Source organism: Streptomyces sp. NPDC091682, assembly GCF_044756625.1.
Classification (GTDB): domain Bacteria; phylum Actinomycetota; class Actinomycetes; order Streptomycetales; family Streptomycetaceae; genus Streptomyces.
On record NZ_JBIVTH010000007.1, the window covers coordinates 294,486 to 312,992 of the forward strand.

Here is an 18,507-nt window from a genome sequence, read left to right on the forward strand (position 1 = left end):
GGCACACGGAGGCACGCGAAAGGCCCACCCGGATGCACCGGGTGGGCCTTTCGCACAGCTCGGACGTACTAAACCGTACGGAACGCCAGGGTCACGTTGTGGCCGCCGAAGCCGAAGGAGTTGTTGATCGCGGAGATCGGGCCGTCGGCCGGCAGCTTGCGCGGCTCGCCGACGACGATGTCCGCGTCGATCTCCTCGTCGAGGTCGTCGATGTTGATCGTCGGCGGGGCCAGCCGGTGGTACAGCGCCAGCACGGTCGCGACGGTCTCGATACCGCCCGCGCCACCCAGCAGGTGCCCGGTCATCGACTTGGTCGCGGAGATCGCGATGTGGTCGAGGTCGTCGCCCAGCACCTTGCGCAGGGCCTTCAGCTCGGCCGTGTCACCCTGCGGGGTCGACGTGGCGTGCGCGTTCAGGTGGACCAGCTCGGCCGGGTCCAGGCCCGTGTTGTCGAGCAGGTTCTGCACCGCGGCCGCGACACCGCGGCCGGTCGGCTCCGGCTGCGCGATGTGGTGGCTGTCCGCGGACAGACCCTGGCCCAGCACCTCGCAGTAGACCCGGGCGCCGCGCGCGGCGGCGTGCTCGGCGGACTCCAGGACGATGACGCCCGCGCCCTCGCCCAGTACGAAGCCGTCACGGGCCTTGTCGTACGGACGGGAGGCCTGCTCGGGGTTCTCGTTGTTCTTGGACATCGCCATCATGTTGGCGAACGCGGCGATCGGCAGCGGGTGGATCGCCGCTTCGGTGCCGCCCGCGACGACCACGTCGGCGCGGCCGGAACGGATCATCTCGACGGCGTAGCCGATGGCCTCGGCGCCGGACGCGCAGGCGCTGACGGGAGTGTGCACGCCCGCCTGGGCGTTGACTTCCAGGCCGACGTTGGCCGAGGGGCCGTTCGGCATGAGCATGGGGACGGTGTGCGGGGAGACTCGGCGCACGCCCTTGTCCTTCAGGACGTCGTACTGGTCGAGCAGGGTGGTGACACCGCCGATGCCGGAGGCGATCACGGTGCCCAGGCGCTCGGGCGCGACGAAGGCGCCCTCTTCGGTCTCTTCGCCTGCCGGGGTGGTGTAACCGGCGTCGGCCCACGCCTCGCGGGCCGCGATGATGGCGAACTGCGCCGAGCGGTCCAACTTGCGGGCCAGCGGTCGGGGCAGGACCTCGTTCGGGTCGACGGCGGCCCGAGCGGCGATGCGTACCGGGAGTTCGGCGAAGCGCTCGCCCTCCAGGGGCTTGACGCCGGAACGGCCGGCAAGCAGACCTTCCCAGGTCGAAGCGCTGTCGCCACCCAGCGGAGTGGTTGCGCCGATACCGGTGACGACCACGGTGCGATTGGTCGGGCTCACAGGAATTCTTTCTCCACGTCTCAGGGGGTGCTGAATTGTCACGGCGCCACCGCCAGGTGGCGACAAACGCTCGTCAGGCTCAGGCCTGGTGCTTCAGGATGTAGTCAGCGGCGTCGCCGACCGTCTTGAGGTTCTTGACGTCCTCGTCCGGGATCTTGACGTCGAAGCGCTCTTCGGCGGCGACGACGACCTCGACCATGGAGAGCGAGTCGACGTCCAGGTCGTCGGTGAAGGACTTCTCGATCGCGACGTCCTCGGTGGGGATACCGGCGATCTCGTTGACGATCTCCGCGAGACCCTCGACGATCTCTTCCTGCGTGGCGGCCATGGGGCGCTCCTTCTCTAGCTAACTGAGGTGAAACAGGGCGGGATGTGGATCCCGGCCCTAGGGGAGGGTAACGACCGTCGCGGCGTAGACGAGTCCCGCCCCGAAGCCGATGACGAGCGCGGTGTCGCCGCTCTTCGCCGCTCCGGTCGCCAGGAGCCGCTCCATAGCGAGCGGAATCGAGGCGGCCGACGTGTTGCCGGTGGTCTCCACGTCACGGGCGACCGTGACGTGCTCCGGCAGCTTCAGAGTCTTCACCATCGAATCGATGATCCGCATGTTCGCCTGGTGCGGAATGAAGACGTCCAGGTCTTCCGCGGTGATCCCGGCCGCGTCGAGCGCCTGCTGGGCCACCTTGGCCATCTCGAAGACGGCCCAGCGGAAGACCGCCTGACCCTCCTGGGTGATGGCCGGAAACTTCTCGCCGCCGTCCTTGCCGAGGTACTCGTCCCACGGCACGGTCTGCTTGATCGTCTCGGACTTGTCGCCCTCCGAACCCCACACCGTGGGGCCGATGGCCGGCTCGTCCGAGGGACCGACGACCACGGCGCCGGCGCCGTCACCGAACAGGAAGGCCGTCGCGCGGTCCTCCAGGTCGGTCAGGTCCGAAAGTCGTTCCACGCCGATGACCAGGACGTACTCCGCGGAACCTTCCACCACCAGGCCCTTGGCCAGGGTCAGGCCGTAGCCGAACCCGGCACAGCCGGCGGAGATGTCGAAGGCGGCGGGCTTGCCCGCGCCGATCCGGTGCGCGATCTCGGTCGCGACGGCCGGGGTCTGCTTGAAGTGCGAGACCGTCGAGACGATCACCGCGCCGATCTGCTCCGGAGCGACACCGGCATCGGCCAGTGCCTTCCCCGAGGCCTCCACCGACATCGCGGAGACGGTCTCCTGGGGCGAGGCCCAGTGCCGGGTCGCGATGCCGGAGCGGGAGCGGATCCACTCGTCGGACGAGTCGATGGTCTCGAGGATGACCTCGTTGGGCACCACACGGGTCGGGCGGTAGCCGCCGACACCGAGGATGCGGGCGTAGGGGGAGCCCTTGGCCGGCTTGATCTTGGACATGCTGTGTGGGCTCCTTCTCTCAGACCGTCAGTTCGGCGATGAGCGCCGCGGCCTTGTCGAGATCGTCCGGGGTCTTCAGCGCCACGCTCGGTACGCCCTTCAGCGCGCGCTTGGCCAGACCCGTCAGGGTGCCACCGGGGCTGAGCTCGATGATCCCCGTGACGCCCAGCTCGGCGAACGTCTCCATGCACAGGTCCCAGCGGACCGGGTTGGCGACCTGACCGACCAGGCGGGCGACGACATCGGCACCCGAGGCGACGACGAGGCCGTCCTTGTTCGAGACGTACTTCAGCGCCGGGTCCGCCGGGGCGAGGGCCTCGGCGGCCTTCTCCAGCGTGGCGACCGCGGGGGCCATGTGGTGCGTGTGGAACGCGCCCGCGACCTTGAGGGCGACGACCTTCATGGAGCCTTCGGGCTTGTCGGCCTCCAGAGCGGCGATCTGCTCCATCGTGCCGGCGGCCACGATCTGACCCGCGCCGTTGATGTTGGCGGGCGTCAGGCCCAGCTTCTCCAGGTGTGCGACGACCACGTCACGGTCACCGCCGAGGACCGCGGCCATGCCGGTCTCGGTGACGGCGGCGGCCTCGGCCATCCCCAGACCGCGGGTCCGGACGAACGACAGCGCGTCGGCCTCGGACAGCACGCCGGCGTAGGCGGCGGCGGTGATCTCACCGACGCTGTGGCCTGCGACGGCGCCGAAGGCGGCCGGGGAACCGAGCGCGGACGCGGACAGCAGGCCCGCGGCGACCAGCAGGGGCTGGGCCACGGCCGTGTCGCGGATCGCGTCGGCGTCTGCGTCCGTGCCGTAGTGGGCAAGGTCCAGCTCGATGGCGTCCGACCACGCGGCGACACGGTCAGCGGCACCGGGGAGTTCGAGCCAGGGAGTCAAGAAGCCGGGCGTCTGAGCGCCTTGGCCGGGAGCGACGAGTACGAGCACCCTCACACTCTCTCTTGCGGATGGTTCCTGCCGCCGGTGGGGACAGGGACCAAGAACGGTCGGGGTAATTGTCGATGTCCAACAAAAGTCTAGGACTGGGCGTCGCCGTCAGCCAGACGCCCGAGAATCAGGGCGATTCGCAACGTGAACGCCGAGCGGACATCAGAAGGAGACCATCCGGTGACGTCGGTCACACGTCGCAGCCGGTAGCGCACCGTGTTGGGGTGCACGAACAGCATTCGCGCCGCCCCTTCCAGGCTGCTGGCCTGTTCCAGGTAGACGCTCAGGGTCTCCAGCAGTGCGGACCCCGCCTCCTCCAGTGGTCTGTAGATCTCCTCCACCAGCTGATCCCTGGCGGCGGGATCGGAGGCGATGGCGCGTTCCGGCAGGAGATCGTCCGCCAGGACCGGCCGAGGGGCATCCTGCCAGGCCGTGCACGCTTTCAGCCCGGCCGCCGCGGCCTGTGCCGACTTCGTTGCGTTCAGCAGGTCGGACACCACCGGTCCGGCGACCACCGGACCCGCCGCGAACGGTCCGATCAGTGACTTGGCCACCTGGATCGGGTTGTCGCTGCCGCCCGCGATGACGACCAGCCGGTCCCCGAGCACACCGGTGAGGACCTGGAGCTTGTGGTGGCGGGCCGCGCGCCGGATCGCCTCGACCGTCAGTTCGCTGTCGCCCTCCGGCGCGGTGCCGAGCACCACGCACACGTGCTCCGGGGAGTTCCAGCCCAGCGCCGCCGCCCGGGACAGCGCACCCTCGTCCGCCTCGCCCGACAGCACCGCGTTGACGACCAGGGACTCCAGCCGGGCGTCCCAGGCACCGCGCGCCTCGGCGGCCTGCGCGTACACCTGGGCGGTCGCGAAGGCGATCTCCCGGGCGTACACCAGCAGCGCCTCGCGCAGGATCGACTCGTCGCCCGGGGCCGCCACCTCCTCGATCGCGGCTTCCATGACCTCGATGGTCGTGCGGACCATCTCGACGGTCTGGCGCAGGGTGATCGCCCGGGTCAGCTCGCGCGGAGCCGTCCCGAAGACATCGGTGGAGATGGCCTGCGGGGTCTCCGGGTGCCTGAACCACTCCGTGAACGCGGCGATGCCGGCCTGGGCGACCAGACCGATCCAGGACCGGTTCTCGGGCGGCATGGCCCGGTACCACGGCAGGGTCTCGTCCATGCGCGCGATCGCGTTGGCGGCCAGCCGGCCCGCGGACTTCTCCAGTCGGCGGAGCGTCGCGGTGTGCGGATGGGCGGGTACGGGATGCGCGGCATGTGTGGCGGGCGAATGCTCACGTTCGGGTTGGGACACGTGACAAGACTGCCTTATCGGGACGGGTACGCGGAGTCCGGTCCCGTCCGTGGCCCGCGCCCCGGCCCGCGGCGGGGTCTACCGTGGCATCCATGATTGATGTTCGCCCAGGCGCCGACCGGTACGAGGGCGGGGACCCGGCCGCCGGGATCACCACCCGGCACGCCTTCTCCTTCGGCTCCTTCTACGACCCGGACAATCTGCGCTTCGGCCCGGTGCTCGCCTGCAACGAGGAGACCCTCGCGCCGGGCGCCGGCTTCGACGAGCACCCGCACAGCCACACCGAGATCGTGACCTGGGTGATCGAGGGCGAACTCACCCACCACGACAGCACCGGCGAGAAGAGCGTGGTGCGGCCCGGGGACGTACAGCGGCTCAGCGCCGGATCCGGGGCACGGCACGTGGAGCGCAACGACGGAACCGGGCGGCTGCGGTTCGTGCAGATGTGGCTCGCGCCCCTCGCCGCGGGTGGCGAGCCCTCGTACGGGGTCGTCCGGGGGATCGCCGACGCCGCGTCCTACGAGGTTCCCGAGGCCGGCGCCGTGCTGCACGTCCGGCGACCCGGCGCGGGCGAGCGCGTCGCCGTACCCGCGGCGGACCGGGTGTACCTGCACGTGGTGCGCGGGGACCTGCGCCTGGACGGGGCGGAGCTGGGCCCCGGGGACTCGGTACGGATCACGGCCGAGCGGGACCTGGAGGTCGTCGCCGGGTCCCCGGGGGAGCTGCTGATCTGGGAGTTCCCCGACCCGGACCGATCGGCGGGGCGGCCCTAGCGGGAGCGGAGCTCGGCCAGCACGGCGTCGGTGAACGGGGTCCAGGCCTCGGCCGCCCACGGGCCGAAGGGGCGGTCGGTCAGGGCCACGCACGCCGCGCGCGCGTCCGGGTCCACCCACAGGAAGGTGCCGGCCTGGCCGAAGTGTCCGAAGGTGCGCGGCGAGGAGGAAGAGCCCGTCCAGTGCGGGGACTTGTGGTCGCGGATCTCCAGGCCGAGGCCCCAGTCGTTGGGGGACTGGTGCCCGTAGCCCGGTAGGACGCCCTTGAGCCCGGGGTGTACGACGGAGGTGGCCTCGGCGACCGTACGGACGTCCAGCAACCGCGGTGCCTGCAGCTCGGCGGCGAACCGCAGCAGGTCGGCGACGGTCGAGACGCCGTCCTTGGCGGGCGAGCCCTCCAGAGTGGTCCGCTCCATGCCCAGCGGCTCGAAGACCGCCTGGTGCAGGTACTCCGCGAAGGGGATGCCGGTGGCCTTGGCGATGTGGTCGCCGAGCTCCTCGAAACCGGCGTTCGAGTACAGCCGGCGCTGCCCGGGCGGGGCCGACACCCGGTGCTCGTCGAAGGCCAGGCCGCTGGTGTGCGCGAGGAGGTGACGGACCGACGACCCCTCGGGCCCGGCCGGCTCGTCCAGCTCGATCGCCCCCTCCTCGTACGCGACGAGGGCGGCGTACGCGGTGAGCGGCTTGGTGACCGACGCCAGGGCGAACCGGTGGTCCACGGGCCCGTGGGAGCCCGCCAGGCTCCCGTCGGCCCGTACGACGGCCGCCGCGGCGGTCGGCACCGGCCAGGTCTCGATGATCCGCAGGCTTTCCATGCCGTTCCCGTCCTCCACGCTGTCCATGCCGCCGAGCCTACTTGCTTGGAGTGCACTCAAGGGTTTTAGCGTGGAGCCATGAGCCAGAGCCTGACGCAGACGCGGTACACGATCAGCGAGGTCGAGGCCCGGACCGGTCTGACCCAGCACACCCTGCGCTGGTACGAGCGGATCGGCCTGATGCCGCACGTGGACCGCTCCCACTCGGGGCAGCGGCGCTTCACCGACAAGGACCTCGACTGGCTGGCCTTCGTGGGCAAGCTGCGCGCCACGGGGATGTCGGTGGCGGACATGGTGCGGTACGCCGAACTGGTCCGCGAGGGCGAGCACACGGTGGGGGAACGCCGGGAGCTGCTGGAACGCACGCGCCGCGAGGTGCGCTCGCGGATCTCGGAGCTCACGGACGCACTCGCCGTTCTGGACTACAAGATCGACACGTACGCCATGAAAACGGTATCGGGGAAGGCACAGCAATGACGGAGCACGGCACCACCCTCGAACAGGTAGAGCTCGGCAAGGGCGGCCCGACGGTCGGCGCCCAGGGGCTCGGTTGCATGGGCATGAGCGAGTTCTACGGGGACACCGACGAGGCGGCGGCCCGGGAGACCCTGGACGCGGCGCTGGCCGCCGGGGTCACCCTCTTCGACACCGCGGACGTCTACGGGCGGGGGCGCAACGAGGAGTTCCTGGCGTCCTTCGTGGCCGCGCACCGGGACGAGATCACGCTGGCGACGAAGTTCGCCATAGAGCGGACCGACGACCCGCACTACCGGGGCGTCCGCAACGACCGCGGCTACGTCCGCGCCGCCGTGGAGGCCAGCCTGCGCCGGCTCGGCGTGGACGTCATCGACCTCTACTACATGCACCGGCGCGACCCGGCCGTGCCGTTCGCCGAGTCGGTCGGTGCCATGGCGGAGCTGGTGCAGGAGGGCAAGGTGCGCCACCTGGGCCTCAGTGAGGTGACCGGCGCGGAGCTGCGGGAGGCGCACGCCGTGCACCCGATCGCGGCGGTCCAGTCGGAGTGGTCGCTGTTCAGCCGGGACGTGGAGCGCAGCGCGGTGGGCGCGGCGGCGGAGCTGGGAGTGGCGTTCGTGCCGTACTCACCGCTCGGTCGGGGCTTCCTGACGGGGTCCTTCGCGGACGCGTCCGCGGAGCTGTCGCAGAGCGACTTCCGCCGCCATCAGCCGCGGTTCAACGGTGACAACGCCAAGGTCAACGCGCAATTGTTGCTTCCGGTCCAGGAGATCGCCGCGCAGCGCGGTGCGACCCCGGCGCAGATCGCCCTGGCCTGGGTGCAGCAGCGGGCGAAGGTGCACGGGCTGACCGTGGTCCCGATCCCCGGCACCCGCAAGCCGGGCCGGCTGCGCGAGAACACCGGGGCGACCCGGATCACCCTCGTGCAGGCCGAGCTGGACCTGCTGGAGCCGATCGCCGCGCAGGTCGCCGGGGACCGCTACCCGGACATGAGCTCCACCTCGACGGCGCGGGAGGTCTGAGCCGCCGGAGGCCCGCTCGGAGCCCGCTCGGAGGCCTGTTCGGAGGCCCTGCTCGGAGCGGGCCCCGCTCAGAGCGACTCGGCGGCGAACCGGTCCCGCAGCGCCGCGTACTCCGCGTCCGTGAGCAGCCCCGCCGCGTGCAGCTCGCTCAGGTGCCGCAGTCGGTCGTCGCCGGAGCGGGCCCGTGGCACGGAGGCGACCGGGGTACGGGCCCGCAGGGCGGCCAGGACGGCCGCGGCGAACGGCAGCGACTCGTGCACCGCCCCGTAGCCCGTGCCGAAGACGGCCGCCGCCAGGTCGTGGTCCGGGCGGGGGTCACCGGTGGTGTCCCGCTGCAACAGCCGCAGGTGCCCGCCGGGGCCCTCCGGGGAGCACCACTCGACGCCGGTGAGCGCGGCCAGCGGGAAGCGCTGGTCGCCCGCCTTCCACTTGGTGCTGGAGGCGCCCGTACGGGACCAGTGGAAGGTGACCGCCGCGCCGTCGAAGGACACCCGGGCGTCGTACGCCTTCAGCTGCAGCGGCGACTGCGGCACGTCGACGAGGAAGCGCTCGGACGGTTCGGCGGCATCGGGCCCGAGCCGGGACCGCAGCGCGTCGGCGAACGCGGTGGCGGCCGGTGCCCGGTCGCCCGGCAGCACCAGCCGGTACGGGTCGCACGCCTCCTTGAGCTGCCCGGCGGCGGCCTCCATCAGCGGATCGGCGCCCGGCCGCGGGACGGCACGCAAGATCACCGTGTCCCGCTTGCCGCCGGTCACGGTCACTGTCACGGCGGACACCGCTTCGAGGGGGATCCGGCGCGATCCCAGGGCATGCCAGAGTCGTGGCAGCCTCGGCGTTCTGATCCCCCGTGCGAAGCGGATGAGCACCGAGTCCGATTCGAACTCCCAGACGGCATGATTTCCGGCCAGTACGTCACCCATGTGGCACATCGTAAACGGCGGCGCCCCCGCACGTCCCCCCGGTTGCGGGGACCGATTTCCGCGCCTCTACGCGCGTCAGTCCTGCTCTGTCCCGGAAATCCCGCGTCGGCACGCATCGTTCCCGGTCGCACAGACAACGGAACCGAACGCACCGGTTCCGATCTTGGCGAAGTTGTCCATCGAGTCCGTACCTGGCGCGAAATAGCCGGTGTGGCTCTTGGCCCGGGCCGAGGACAGCAGCCGTGCGCCGAACGCCGGGGAGACCGGATCGGCGCCGTGGCCGAGGCCGCCGACCTCCAGGTGCGGTACGTCGGCGATCCAGTCGCCCTCGTCGCGCGTCGCCCAGACCCGCGCCGAGGTGTGCAGCCCGGCGACGTTCTCCGTGCGCATCCCGGGGCTGCCCGCCACCACCACGTCGGTCACCCGGCGCGGCAGCTCGTGCGCCGCGACCCCGCAGACCACCGAGCCGTAGCTGTGGCAGAACAGGGCCACGCTCGCGTCGCCCGGCAGGGCCGCGGTCAGGGACTTCAGCAGGCCGGCGCCTTCGACGGCCATGCGGCCCGTGGCGGCGTCCACGCCGATGCCGGTGGGGGCGGTGTAGCCGGCCCAGGCGATGACCGCCGTCCGGCTGTCCGGGGCGGCCGCCCGCTGGGCCCCGTACAGGGATTCGGCCATGCCGACCGGGGAGGTCAGGCGGCGCTGGGTGCGCTCGAAGGTGAGCACGTCGGTGTCGACACCGGGGACGATCACCGAGACCCGTTCGGCCCCGGCGAGGTCACCGAAGACCTCGGCCACGCGGCCGCTGCCGGTCGGGTCGAAGGCGAAGATCTGCCGGCCCGGCAGGGCGAGCGAGGCGAAGCGGTGGGAGCGCCGGGTGGCCGTGGACCGGTCCGCCGGGGTCAGCGCGACGTCGCGGCTGCGGGCCTCCTCGACCCGGCGGGCCTGCTCCAGGCCCTGCAGGTTGGCCCGGTAGCGGACGGCCGGGGGCGTCCCGTCGAGGTTGCCCACGACGAGCGGGTAGCCGTCGGCGAGCTGGGCGCGCTGGGCGCCGTCGAGGCCGGCGAAGAAACGGGCCACCGTCCGCGCCGGGGCGTCCGCCGCAGGCACCGGGCGGCCGTCGATCCGGGCCTTGGCCCAGGCGCCGAGCGCGGCGACCCGCAGCGGGGAGACCTCCTGCGGCCGGTGCACTGCCGTCCAGCCGGTGGTCGCCAGCATGATGAAGACCACCGCCAGCGCGAGCAGGGCGCGCAAGGCGGCAGGGCGCGGGTCGGCGCCGAGGGCGGTGGGGTGGGCAAGGCCGGGCAGGTTCACTGTGACCAGCCTATGAGACGTCTTACGCCGCGGGCGTGCCGGGTGACAGGACTCACGGCCGACCGTGGGACCCCGCGGGACCCGTGCGGAGGACCCGCCGACGCGTCGACGGACCGGACGGAGCGGGCCGTCGGGCTACGCGGACCCGCGCCAACTGGAGGTCAGGGCCGGGCCGATCCGATCGAGGTAGCTCTCCGTCAGCACTCGGATCGACTCCACGCTGGTGTCCTCGCCCTGCCCCCAGAGCCGTCCCGTGACGCGCATCACGCCGCAGAACGCGGCGACGGCGACCCGCGGCCTCGGATCGGCGTCCACGTCCAGACCCTCGCGGGCGCCGATCAGTCGGGAGATCCTCTCCTCCAGCTCCGTGGAGCGCCGCAGGTGTACGGCGAGCAGGGCCGGCGTGGACTCGATCAGCCGGTAACTACGCATGTAGAGATCGACCGGGACCACCTCCGACAGGGCCACCTCCACCGTGTCCCAGGCGGTGAGCGCCGCTGCGCGCAGGGCCTCGAAGGGTCCCTCGGAGGCCGGCCGGGCGTGCAGTTCGGCGACGAACCGCGACTCGACCAGCTCCTGGAGGGCGAAGACGACCTCCTCCTTGTTGGCGAAGTAGCGGAAGAAGGTGCGCTGGGACACGTTCACGGCGTCGGTGATCTCGTCGACGGTGGTGCGCTCGTACCCCTGGGAGAGGAACAACACGAGGGCGGCGCGCAGCAGCGCGTTCCGGGTGCGCCGTTTCTTGCGTTCGCGCAGTCCGGTCACCGGCGCGGCCGTCGCCGACCGCTCGTCGATCACCACCGCGGGGCTCCCTTCTGATGCCGAGTGGGCGGTCAGAGTACCGGTGACCGGCGGGGTGGGGATTGCCGCGTTAAGCCGTTTGCGACGCGCCGTCCGAGGTCCTCGGCCGGCCCGCGGGAGCGCCCGCGCATGACACGTTCGGGTGCGGCACGGGCCGGGCCCGCACCCCGGCCGGGGCGGCCGCGGGCCCGGCCCGGCGACGCCCGGAAGCGTCAACTCCGTGCGTGCGAAGGCCAGGCCGACGGGTTCCGCCGGGGTTGTCGCCTATCCGGGTGGACCCGTCCGGGGCCTCTTCCGCCCGCCCGTCGCCGCAGGTCAGCGTGGTGTCGGCGGAGCTTTCGGAAACGGTCCGGGCGCCCGCCGTCCACAAGGAGTTGACCCGTCATGCGTACGTGTCGAAACAATCGCGCCACCACCAAGACCACCCTCGCCGCGACCGTCCTGGCCCTCACCGCCCTCCTCCCCAGTACGGCCACCACGGCGCAGGCCGCGGGCCCGCCGACGCTGGGGGCCTGCGCGACCGGGCAGCTGTGCCTGTGGGCGAAACCGGAGTTCAAGGGGGCGCGGCAGACGCACGAGCTCAGCAACCTGGACATCAACAGCTGCACCGCGCTGCCCGCCGGGACCAGCGCCCAGTCGCTCACCAACCGCACCGGGCGTCCGGTGACCACCTACCAGTCGGCGGAGTGCGCGGAGACGGGCGAGTTCCAGACCTATCCGGGTGACGGGGTCTGGCTGCCCCAGTCGCCCTACCAGGTGCGGGCGTTCAAGGTGTGGGAGAGGTAGCTCCCCGCTGCGCCGGGGCGTTCGGCGGGTCGGCCGCGGCCACGTCGGCCGCGGCCGTTTCGGCCCTCGTGCCGCCCAGCCGGGCGACCTCGCCGCGCAGCGCCCGCACCTCGTCCTGCAGCTCCCGGATGGCCGCCAACTGGAGCATGTCCGCCCGGTCGTCGCGTTCGAAGCGGGAGATGAACCACGCGGCGATGTTGGCGGTCACCACACCGAGCAGGGCGATCCCGGACAGCATCAGACCGACGGCCAGGACCCGGCCGAGGCCGGTGGTGGGCGAATGGTCCCCGTACCCGACCGTCGTCATCGTGGTGAAGGACCACCACACGGCGTCGCCCAGGTTCTTGATGTTCCCGTCGGGGGCGTCCCGCTCCACGCTGAGCACCGCCAGCGAGCCGAACATCAGCAGCCCCACGACGGCACCGGCCACGTACGTCGTCAGTTGGATCTGCGGGGCCATCCGGGCCCGCCGGCCCACCAGCATCAAGGTGGCGACCAGCCGCAACAGGCGCAGCGGCTGCACGAGCGGCAGCACCACGGCGGCCAGGTCCAGCCAGTGGGTCCGGACGAAGTGCCTGCGGTCCGCCGCGAGGGCGAGGCGGACCAGGTAGTCGACGGCGAAGGCGCCCCACACCACCCATTCGACGTGGGTGCAGGCCCGGTGCACCTCCGCGCGCGCGTCGGGGGCGACGATGGGCACGGCGTACGCCACGGCGAACGCCACGGCGAGCAGGAGCAGCGGGGTCTGGCTCCGCCGCTCCCACACCAGCTGGCGGGAGGGTTCCTTCATGCCGAGCATCGTAAGGAATCCATAAAGGTGAGCGGGCCCCGGCCGGAGCCGGGACCCGCTCACCACGCCCACCGTGCGGCGACTACGCGTCGCCGCCCGCCGCGCCCGGGTCCGCCGCCGCCACGTCCAGCAGCTGGTACCGGTCCACCGCCTGCTTCAGCACCGAGCGGTCGACCTTCCCCGCCCGGGCGAGCTCGGTGAGCGTCGCCAGGACCACCGACTGGGCGTCGATGTGGAAGAAGCGCCGCGCGGCACCGCGGGTGTCCGCGAAGCCGAAGCCGTCCGCGCCCAACGAGGTGTACGCGCCCGGCACCCACCGCGAGATCTGGTCCGGAACCGCCCGCATCCAGTCCGAGACCGCCACGAACGGCCCCTCCGCACCCGACAGCTTCCGCGTCACGTACGGGACGCGCTGCTCCTCCTCCGGGTGGAGCAGGTTGTGCTCCTCGACCTCGACCGCCTCGCGGCGCAGCTCGTTCCAGGAGGTCGCCGACCAGACGTCCGCCCGGACGCCCCAGTCGGCCGCCAGGATCCGCTGCGCCTCCAGCGCCCACGGCACCGCCACGCCCGAGGCCATCAGCTGGGCCCCGATCGTGCCCTCGGTGCCCTGCGACACCCGGTGGATGCCCCCCAGGATGCCGTCCACGTCGACGTCCGCCGGCTCGGCCGGGTGCTGGATCGGCTCGTTGTAGACGGTCAGGTAGTAGAAGACGTCCTCCGCCTCCGGGCCGTACATCCGCCGCAGACCGTCCTTGACGATGTGCGCGATCTCGTAGCCGTAGGCCGGGTCGTACGCCACGCAGCCCGGGTTCGTCGAGGCCAGCAGCTGCGAGTGACCGTCCGCGTGCTGGAGGCCCTCACCCGTGAGGGTGGTCCGTCCGGCGGTCGCACCGAGCACGAAACCGCGCGCGAGCTGGTCGGCCATCTGCCAGAACTGGTCACCCGTGCGCTGGAACCCGAACATCGAGTAGAAGACGTAGACCGGGATCAGCGGCTCGCCGTGCGTCGCGTACGCGGAACCCGCGGCGATCAGCGAGGCCGTGCAGCCCGCCTCCGAGATGCCGTCGTGCAGCATCTGGCCGGTCGGGGACTCCTTGTACGCGAGCAGCAGGTCGCGGTCGACCGCCTCGTACTGCTGGCCCAGCGGGTTGTAGATCTTGGCGCTCGGGAAGAAGGCGTCCATGCCGAAGGTGCGGTACTCGTCCGGCGCGATCAGCACGAAGCGCTTGCCGATCTCCTTGTCCCGCATCAGGTCCTTCAGGATGCGGACGAAGGCCATGGTCGTGGCGATCGACTGCTGCCCGGAGCCCTTCTTGGCGGCCGCGTACGTCTTGTCGTCCGGCAGCTGCAGCGGCTTCGCGCGCACCACGCGGGTCGGCACGTACCCGCCCAGCGCGCTGCGCTGGTCGTGCATGTACTGGATCTCGGGGGACTTCGGGCCCGGGTGGTAGTACGGCGGGGCCCCGCCCTCCAGCTGCGCGTCCGTGATCGGGATGTGCAGACGGTCGCGGAAGCGCTTGAGGTCGTCGACCGTCAGCTTCTTCATCTGGTGCGTCGCGTTGCGGCCCTCGAAGTTCGGGCCGAGGGTCCAGCCCTTGACCGTCTGGGCCAGGATCACCGTCGGCTGGCCCTTGTGGGCCTTGGCCGCCGCGTACGCCGCGTAGACCTTCTTGTGGTCGTGACCGCCGCGGCCCAGGTGCTGGATCTGCTGGTCGGACATGTTCTCGACCATCGAGCGCAACCGCTGGTCGCCGCCGAAGAAGTGCTCGCGGATGTACGCGCCCGACTCGGTGGCGTACGTCTGGAACTGCCCGTCGGGGGTGGAGTTCATCTTGTTGACGAGGATGCCGTCGCGGTCCTGGGCCAACAGCGGGTCCCAGGAGCGGTCCCAGATCAGCTTGATGACGTTCCAGCCGGCGCCCCGGAAGATCGACTCCAGCTCCTGGATGATCTTGCCGTTGCCGCGCACCGGGCCGTCGAGGCGCTGCAGGTTGCAGTTGACGACGAAGGTCAGGTTGTCCAGACCCTCACGGGCCGCGATCGACAGCTGGCCCAGCGACTCCGGCTCGTCCATCTCGCCGTCGCCGAGGTACGCCCAAACGTGGGACTTGGAGGTGTCGGCGATACCGCGCGCCTCCATGTACCGGTTCATCCGCGCCTGGTAGATCGCACCGAGCGGACCGAGACCCATCGAGACGGTCGGGAACTCCCAGAAGTCGGGCATCAGCCGCGGGTGCGGGTAGCTCGAAAGGCCGTACGGGGCCTTCGACTTCTCCTGACGGAAGGAGTCGAGCTGCTGCTCGGTGAGCCGGTCCAGGAGGTAGGCGCGGGCGTAGATGCCGGGGGAGGCGTGCCCCTGGAAGAAGATCTGGTCGCCGCCGTCGCCCTCGTCCTTGCCCCGGAAGAAGTGGTTGAAGCCCACGTCGTAGAGGGAGGCGGAGGAGGCGAACGTGGCGATGTGGCCGCCGACGCCGATCCCGGGACGCTGGGCGCGCGAGACCATGACGGCCGCGTTCCACCGGGTGGCGTTGAGGACCTTGCGCTCGATCTCCTCGTTGCCGGGGAAGAACGGCTCGTCCCGGGTGGCGATCGTGTTGACGTAGTCCGTGCTGCGCATCTCCGGCACGGCCACGCGCTTCTCGCGGGCCCGCTCGATCAGCCGCAGCATCAGGTAGCGGGCGCGTTCACGGCCCCGCTCGTCGACTGCGGCGTCGAGCGAGTCGAGCCACTCCTGCGTCTCCTCCGGATCGAAGTCCGGGACCTGACTCGGGAGGCCGCCAATGATGATCGGATTGCGATCGGGTGCGGAAGCCACGCTGTTCCTTCGCTGTCGGGGGAGTCGCGCTGAAGCTGTAACTGGGGGGCGTTGCCTCCCATGCTCTTACGCCGGGCCGAAATCTTCATCTTTACCACCGGGTAATCCCCGGAAACCGCGGAGAACCCGGTGGAACCGGAGGGGGAAGGGTCGGCAGGGATCCGTAGCGAATCAGGCCACACCGCCACCTTGCGCCCAAGCCGGGCACTCGTTTCGTACGACCGTTCGTCCCTCAAACAGGTAGGAAAGTCCTCAAGCGTCGACGATGATGCCGAATGAGCTGGAATGGTGTGGGATGAATCACGAGAGGTGCACGCGGGAAGGCTGAAAGTTGCGGCGAGACGGCCGCAATCGTCACCGTTTCGACGGTCTCGACGGCCGGGTACTTGCGCGATCCGCCGCGCCCGTGTGGACTACGCCCAATGCTGCGCGTACGCGCGCCGCCGAAGACATTCACCGAACATGAGCAGGAGGCACCCCGTGAGCGCGACCGCGGACCACGCGGAGAGCCTGGCCGCCCGGCTGGGTTTCCAGTCCGAACAGGTGGTCCAGGAGATCGGCTACGACGACGACGTCGATCAGGAATTCCGTGACGCTGTCGAGAAGCTCGTCAGCGAGCTCGCCGACGAGGACTACGACGACGTCGCCGATGCGGTGCTGTTGTGGTTCCGCGACGAGGACGGCGACCTGACGGACGCCCTGGTCGACGCGACCGAGCTGGTCGAGGACGGCGCACTGATCCTGCTGCTGACCCCCAAGACGGGCCGTGACGGCTACGTCGAGGCCAGTGACATCAGCGAGGCCGCCGAGACGGCCGGCCTCTCCCTGGCCAAGGGTCTGCCCGTCGGCAAGGAGTGGACGTCCACCAAGCTGGTGACGCCGAAGGCGGCCAAGGCCAAGCGCTGAGCCGCAACCGCAGCCGAGCGGACACGCAACCGCACCCCGCCGACCAGGTGACCCCGGTCGGCGGGGTGTGTGCGTTCCGTGCCCGCGCCGCGATCAGCACCTAGTCTGTGACTCACCCGAACAGCCCAACGCGGGGATGCGGGAACGAAGGGATGCGAGAGATGGCGATCGAGGTCGGCGACAAGGCCCCGGACTTCGAGCTCAAGGACAACCACGGTGCCACCGTGCGGCTCTCCGACTTCCGGGGCGAGAAGGCAGTGGTGCTGCTCTTCTACCCGTTCGCCTTCACCGGCGTCTGCACCGGCGAGCTGTGCGAGCTGCGCGACCAGCTCCCGCGCTTCCAGAACGACGAGGTGCAGCTCCTCGCCGTCTCCAACGACTCCGTGCCCACCCTGCGGGTCTTCGGTGAGCAGGAGGGCCTGGAGTACCCGCTGCTGTCGGACTTCTGGCCGCACGGGGAGACCTCGCGCGCCTACGGCGTCTTCGACGAGGGCAAGGGATGTGCGGTCCGCGGCACCTTCATCATCGACAAGGACGGCGTCGTGCGCTGGACTGTCGTCAACGGACTGCCCGACGCGCGTGACCTGAACGAGTACATCAAGGCGCTCGAGAGCCTCTGAGCGCACCCGAGCGGGCCGTACGCGCATTTTCCCTACGAAAACCGCCTACAGGCGGGAACCCGTCACTAGGATCGAAACGTTGATCCGGTAGCTCCCCCGGTCACGGCCGGGAGGGCCCCTGAACGACGGGGCACCGCCCCACACACAGAACCCAATGGAGGACCCGTGGGAGTCAGCCTCAGCAAGGGCGGCAACGTCTCGCTGACCAAGGCCGCGCCTAACCTGACGGCGGTCATCGTCGGTCTGGGCTGGGACGCTCGCACCACCACCGGTGTCGACTTCGACCTCGACGCCAGCGCGATCCTGACCAACGACCAGGGCAAGGTCGCCAGCGACGCGAACTTCGTCTTCTTCAACAACCTGAAGAGCCCCGACGGCTCGGTGGAGCACACCGGTGACAACACCACCGGTGAGGGCGAGGGCGACGACGAGGCGATCAAGGTCAACCTGGCCGGCGTCCCGGCCGACGTCGCCAAGATCGTCTTCCCGGTCTCGATCTACGAGGCCGAGAGCCGCCAGCAGAGCTTCGGCCAGGTCCGCAACGCGTACATCCGCGTGGTGAACCAGGCCGACAACACCGAGCTCGCGCGGTACGACCTCTCCGAGGACGCCTCGACCGAGACCGCCATGGTCTTCGGCGAGCTGTACCGCAACGGTGCGGAGTGGAAGTTCCGCGCCATCGGCCAGGGCTACGCATCGGGCCTGCGCGGCATCGCGCAGGACTTCGGCGTCAACGTCTGAGTCCGAGAGCAGTCCGTCCGTCCGGCGCCGTGCACTGTGTGTACGGCGCCGGACCGGCTTTACCTGCGGACGCCACCGCAGGCGGCACACCGCACCACCGGCACACCGCACCACCGGCACACCGCCGTACCGCCACACCGTCGTCCGGGGAGGACCACAACATGGGCGTCACACTCGCCAAGGGGGGCAATGTCTCCCTCTCCAAGGCCGCACCGAACCTCACCAGGGTTCTGATCGGTCTCGGATGGGACGCGCGCTCGACCACGGGAGCCGACTTCGACCTCGACGCCAGCGCGCTGCTGTGCAACAGCGGCCGGGTGCTGGGGGACGAGTACTTCGTCTTCTACAACAACCTGAAGAGCCCCGACGGCTCCGTCGAACACACCGGGGACAACCTCACCGGCGAGGGTGAAGGCGACGACGAGTCGATCATCATCGACCTCACCAAGGTGCCGGCGACCGTAGACAAGATCGTCTTTCCGGTCTCGATCCATGACGCGGACTCCCGCCGGCAGAGCTTCGGCCAGGTCAGCAACGCCTTCATCCGTGTCGTGAACCAGGCCGACGGTCAGGAACTGGCCCGCTACGACCTGTCCGAGGACGCGTCCAGCGAAACCGCGATGATCTTCGGCGAGGTCTACCGGTACGGGGGCGAATGGAAGTTCCGTGCGGTGGGGCAGGGGTACGCGTCGGGGCTCCGAGGCATCGCTCTAGACTTCGGGGTCAACGTTTCGTAAAGCCGTACAAGACGAT

Annotated in this window: 19 protein-coding genes; 8 read left to right on the forward strand and 11 right to left on the reverse strand. The window is 70.7% G+C overall.

Features of this window, described 5'->3' with window-relative positions:
• Positions 1-68: 68 nt before the first annotated feature.
• From ACIQK6_RS18715 to ACIQK6_RS18735, 5 genes are all read right to left on the reverse strand, one after another.
• On the reverse strand, positions 69-1,346 hold the full coding sequence (locus ACIQK6_RS18715) for a beta-ketoacyl-[acyl-carrier-protein] synthase family protein (protein WP_402695109.1): 1,278 nt from the start codon (positions 1,344-1,346) through the stop codon (positions 69-71).
• Between the two features lie 79 nt (positions 1,347-1,425).
• The gene (locus tag ACIQK6_RS18720; protein ID WP_030009997.1) at positions 1,426-1,674 is read right to left on the reverse strand and encodes an acyl carrier protein; all 249 of its coding nucleotides are present in this window, start codon (positions 1,672-1,674) and stop codon (positions 1,426-1,428) included.
• Positions 1,675-1,731: 57 nt separating this feature from the next.
• Positions 1,732-2,736: a ketoacyl-ACP synthase III gene (locus ACIQK6_RS18725; protein WP_329102366.1), complete on the reverse strand. Its 1,005-nt coding sequence runs from the start codon at positions 2,734-2,736 to the stop codon at positions 1,732-1,734.
• A 19-nt stretch (positions 2,737-2,755) separates the two neighbouring features.
• Positions 2,756-3,679, reverse strand: a complete 924-nt coding sequence (locus tag ACIQK6_RS18730; protein ID WP_329102368.1) for an ACP S-malonyltransferase — start codon at positions 3,677-3,679, stop codon at positions 2,756-2,758.
• Between the two features lie 83 nt (positions 3,680-3,762).
• Positions 3,763-4,980 (reverse strand): helix-turn-helix domain-containing protein, encoded by a 1,218-nt coding sequence (locus ACIQK6_RS18735; RefSeq protein WP_329102370.1) that lies wholly within the window; start codon positions 4,978-4,980, stop codon positions 3,763-3,765.
• A 92-nt stretch (positions 4,981-5,072) separates the two neighbouring features.
• On the opposite strand from ACIQK6_RS18735, the gene ACIQK6_RS18740 reads away from it, so the two are divergent.
• On the forward strand, positions 5,073-5,753 hold the full coding sequence (locus ACIQK6_RS18740; protein WP_329102372.1) for a pirin family protein: 681 nt from the start codon (positions 5,073-5,075) through the stop codon (positions 5,751-5,753).
• On the opposite strand, the gene ACIQK6_RS18745 is transcribed toward ACIQK6_RS18740, so the two are convergent.
• The gene (locus ACIQK6_RS18745; RefSeq protein ID WP_402695143.1) at positions 5,750-6,568 is read right to left on the reverse strand and encodes a serine hydrolase domain-containing protein; all 819 of its coding nucleotides are present in this window, start codon (positions 6,566-6,568) and stop codon (positions 5,750-5,752) included. The two genes, ACIQK6_RS18740 and ACIQK6_RS18745, sit on opposite strands and share 4 nt — an antisense overlap.
• A 78-nt stretch (positions 6,569-6,646) precedes the next feature.
• Here ACIQK6_RS18745 and ACIQK6_RS18750 point away from each other — a divergent pair, with 78 nt between their 5' ends.
• Together ACIQK6_RS18750 and ACIQK6_RS18755 are read left to right on the forward strand one after the other, a co-directional pair.
• Positions 6,647-7,045, forward strand: a complete 399-nt coding sequence (locus ACIQK6_RS18750) for a MerR family transcriptional regulator (RefSeq protein WP_329102374.1) — start codon at positions 6,647-6,649, stop codon at positions 7,043-7,045.
• Positions 7,042-8,064: an aldo/keto reductase gene (locus ACIQK6_RS18755; protein WP_402695110.1), complete on the forward strand. Its 1,023-nt coding sequence runs from the start codon at positions 7,042-7,044 to the stop codon at positions 8,062-8,064. Before ACIQK6_RS18750 ends, ACIQK6_RS18755 begins: the two co-directional genes overlap by 4 nt.
• 68 nt (positions 8,065-8,132) lie before the next feature.
• On the opposite strand, the gene ACIQK6_RS18760 is transcribed toward ACIQK6_RS18755, so the two are convergent.
• The 3 genes from ACIQK6_RS18760 to ACIQK6_RS18770 all read right to left on the reverse strand — a co-directional run bounded on the left by ACIQK6_RS18760 (position 8,133) and on the right by ACIQK6_RS18770 (position 11,096).
• Entirely contained in the window at positions 8,133-8,993 is an 861-nt protein-coding gene (locus ACIQK6_RS18760; RefSeq protein WP_329102378.1) for a DUF4429 domain-containing protein, read from the reverse strand.
• Between the two features lie 66 nt (positions 8,994-9,059).
• On the reverse strand, positions 9,060-10,211 hold the full coding sequence (locus ACIQK6_RS18765; RefSeq protein WP_402695144.1) for an alpha/beta hydrolase: 1,152 nt from the start codon (positions 10,209-10,211) through the stop codon (positions 9,060-9,062).
• A 219-nt stretch (positions 10,212-10,430) separates the two neighbouring features.
• Positions 10,431-11,096, reverse strand: a complete 666-nt coding sequence (locus ACIQK6_RS18770) for a TetR/AcrR family transcriptional regulator (protein ID WP_329102380.1) — start codon at positions 11,094-11,096, stop codon at positions 10,431-10,433.
• A 384-nt stretch (positions 11,097-11,480) separates the two neighbouring features.
• On the opposite strand from ACIQK6_RS18770, the gene ACIQK6_RS18775 reads away from it, so the two are divergent.
• A complete protein-coding gene (locus tag ACIQK6_RS18775) occupies positions 11,481-11,882 on the forward strand; it encodes a peptidase inhibitor family I36 protein (protein WP_329102382.1) in 402 nt (133 codons plus the stop codon).
• Here the strand turns inward: ACIQK6_RS18775 and ACIQK6_RS18780 are convergent.
• Together ACIQK6_RS18780 and aceE are read right to left on the reverse strand one after the other, a co-directional pair.
• A complete protein-coding gene (locus tag ACIQK6_RS18780) occupies positions 11,863-12,672 on the reverse strand; it encodes a potassium channel family protein (protein ID WP_329102383.1) in 810 nt (269 codons plus the stop codon). The genes ACIQK6_RS18775 and ACIQK6_RS18780 overlap by 20 nt on opposite strands.
• A gap of 82 nt (positions 12,673-12,754) precedes the next feature.
• Entirely contained in the window at positions 12,755-15,487 is a 2,733-nt protein-coding gene (aceE, locus tag ACIQK6_RS18785) for a pyruvate dehydrogenase (acetyl-transferring), homodimeric type (RefSeq protein WP_329102385.1), read from the reverse strand.
• Between the two features lie 480 nt (positions 15,488-15,967).
• Between aceE and ACIQK6_RS18790 the strand changes: the two genes are divergently transcribed.
• From ACIQK6_RS18790 to ACIQK6_RS18805, 4 genes are all read left to right on the forward strand, one after another.
• Complete coding sequence (locus ACIQK6_RS18790) at positions 15,968-16,393, forward strand: DUF3052 domain-containing protein (protein WP_030009300.1); 426 nt, start codon at positions 15,968-15,970, stop codon at positions 16,391-16,393.
• A 161-nt stretch (positions 16,394-16,554) separates the two neighbouring features.
• Positions 16,555-17,013, forward strand: coding sequence for a peroxiredoxin (locus ACIQK6_RS18795; RefSeq protein WP_329102388.1), 459 nt, complete (start codon positions 16,555-16,557; stop codon positions 17,011-17,013).
• A gap of 165 nt (positions 17,014-17,178) precedes the next feature.
• Positions 17,179-17,754 (forward strand): TerD family protein, encoded by a 576-nt coding sequence (locus tag ACIQK6_RS18800; protein ID WP_008739115.1) that lies wholly within the window; start codon positions 17,179-17,181, stop codon positions 17,752-17,754.
• Positions 17,755-17,915: 161 nt separating this feature from the next.
• Positions 17,916-18,491: a TerD family protein gene (locus ACIQK6_RS18805; RefSeq protein WP_030009303.1), complete on the forward strand. Its 576-nt coding sequence runs from the start codon at positions 17,916-17,918 to the stop codon at positions 18,489-18,491.
• Positions 18,492-18,507: the final 16 nt, after the last annotated feature.

Bases quoted from the DNA above. Each gene is read 5' to 3' on its own strand.
- ACIQK6_RS18740 (WP_329102372.1), top strand. From the start codon at position 5,073: ATGATTGATGTTCGCCCAGGCGCCGACCGGTACGAGGGCGGGGACCCG.
- ACIQK6_RS18755 (WP_402695110.1), top strand. From the start codon at position 7,042: ATGACGGAGCACGGCACCACCCTCGAACAGGTAGAGCTCGGCAAGGGC.
- ACIQK6_RS18745 (WP_402695143.1), bottom strand. From the start codon at position 6,568: ATGGAAAGCCTGCGGATCATCGAGACCTGGCCGGTGCCGACCGCCGCG.
- ACIQK6_RS18780 (WP_329102383.1), bottom strand. From the start codon at position 12,672: ATGAAGGAACCCTCCCGCCAGCTGGTGTGGGAGCGGCGGAGCCAGACC.
- ACIQK6_RS18775 (WP_329102382.1), top strand. From the start codon at position 11,481: ATGCGTACGTGTCGAAACAATCGCGCCACCACCAAGACCACCCTCGCC.
- ACIQK6_RS18725 (WP_329102366.1), bottom strand. From the start codon at position 2,736: ATGTCCAAGATCAAGCCGGCCAAGGGCTCCCCCTACGCCCGCATCCTC.
- ACIQK6_RS18720 (WP_030009997.1), bottom strand. From the start codon at position 1,674: ATGGCCGCCACGCAGGAAGAGATCGTCGAGGGTCTCGCGGAGATCGTC.
- ACIQK6_RS18805 (WP_030009303.1), top strand. From the start codon at position 17,916: ATGGGCGTCACACTCGCCAAGGGGGGCAATGTCTCCCTCTCCAAGGCC.
- ACIQK6_RS18760 (WP_329102378.1), bottom strand. From the start codon at position 8,993: ATGTGCCACATGGGTGACGTACTGGCCGGAAATCATGCCGTCTGGGAG.
- ACIQK6_RS18795 (WP_329102388.1), top strand. From the start codon at position 16,555: ATGGCGATCGAGGTCGGCGACAAGGCCCCGGACTTCGAGCTCAAGGAC.
- ACIQK6_RS18750 (WP_329102374.1), top strand. From the start codon at position 6,647: ATGAGCCAGAGCCTGACGCAGACGCGGTACACGATCAGCGAGGTCGAG.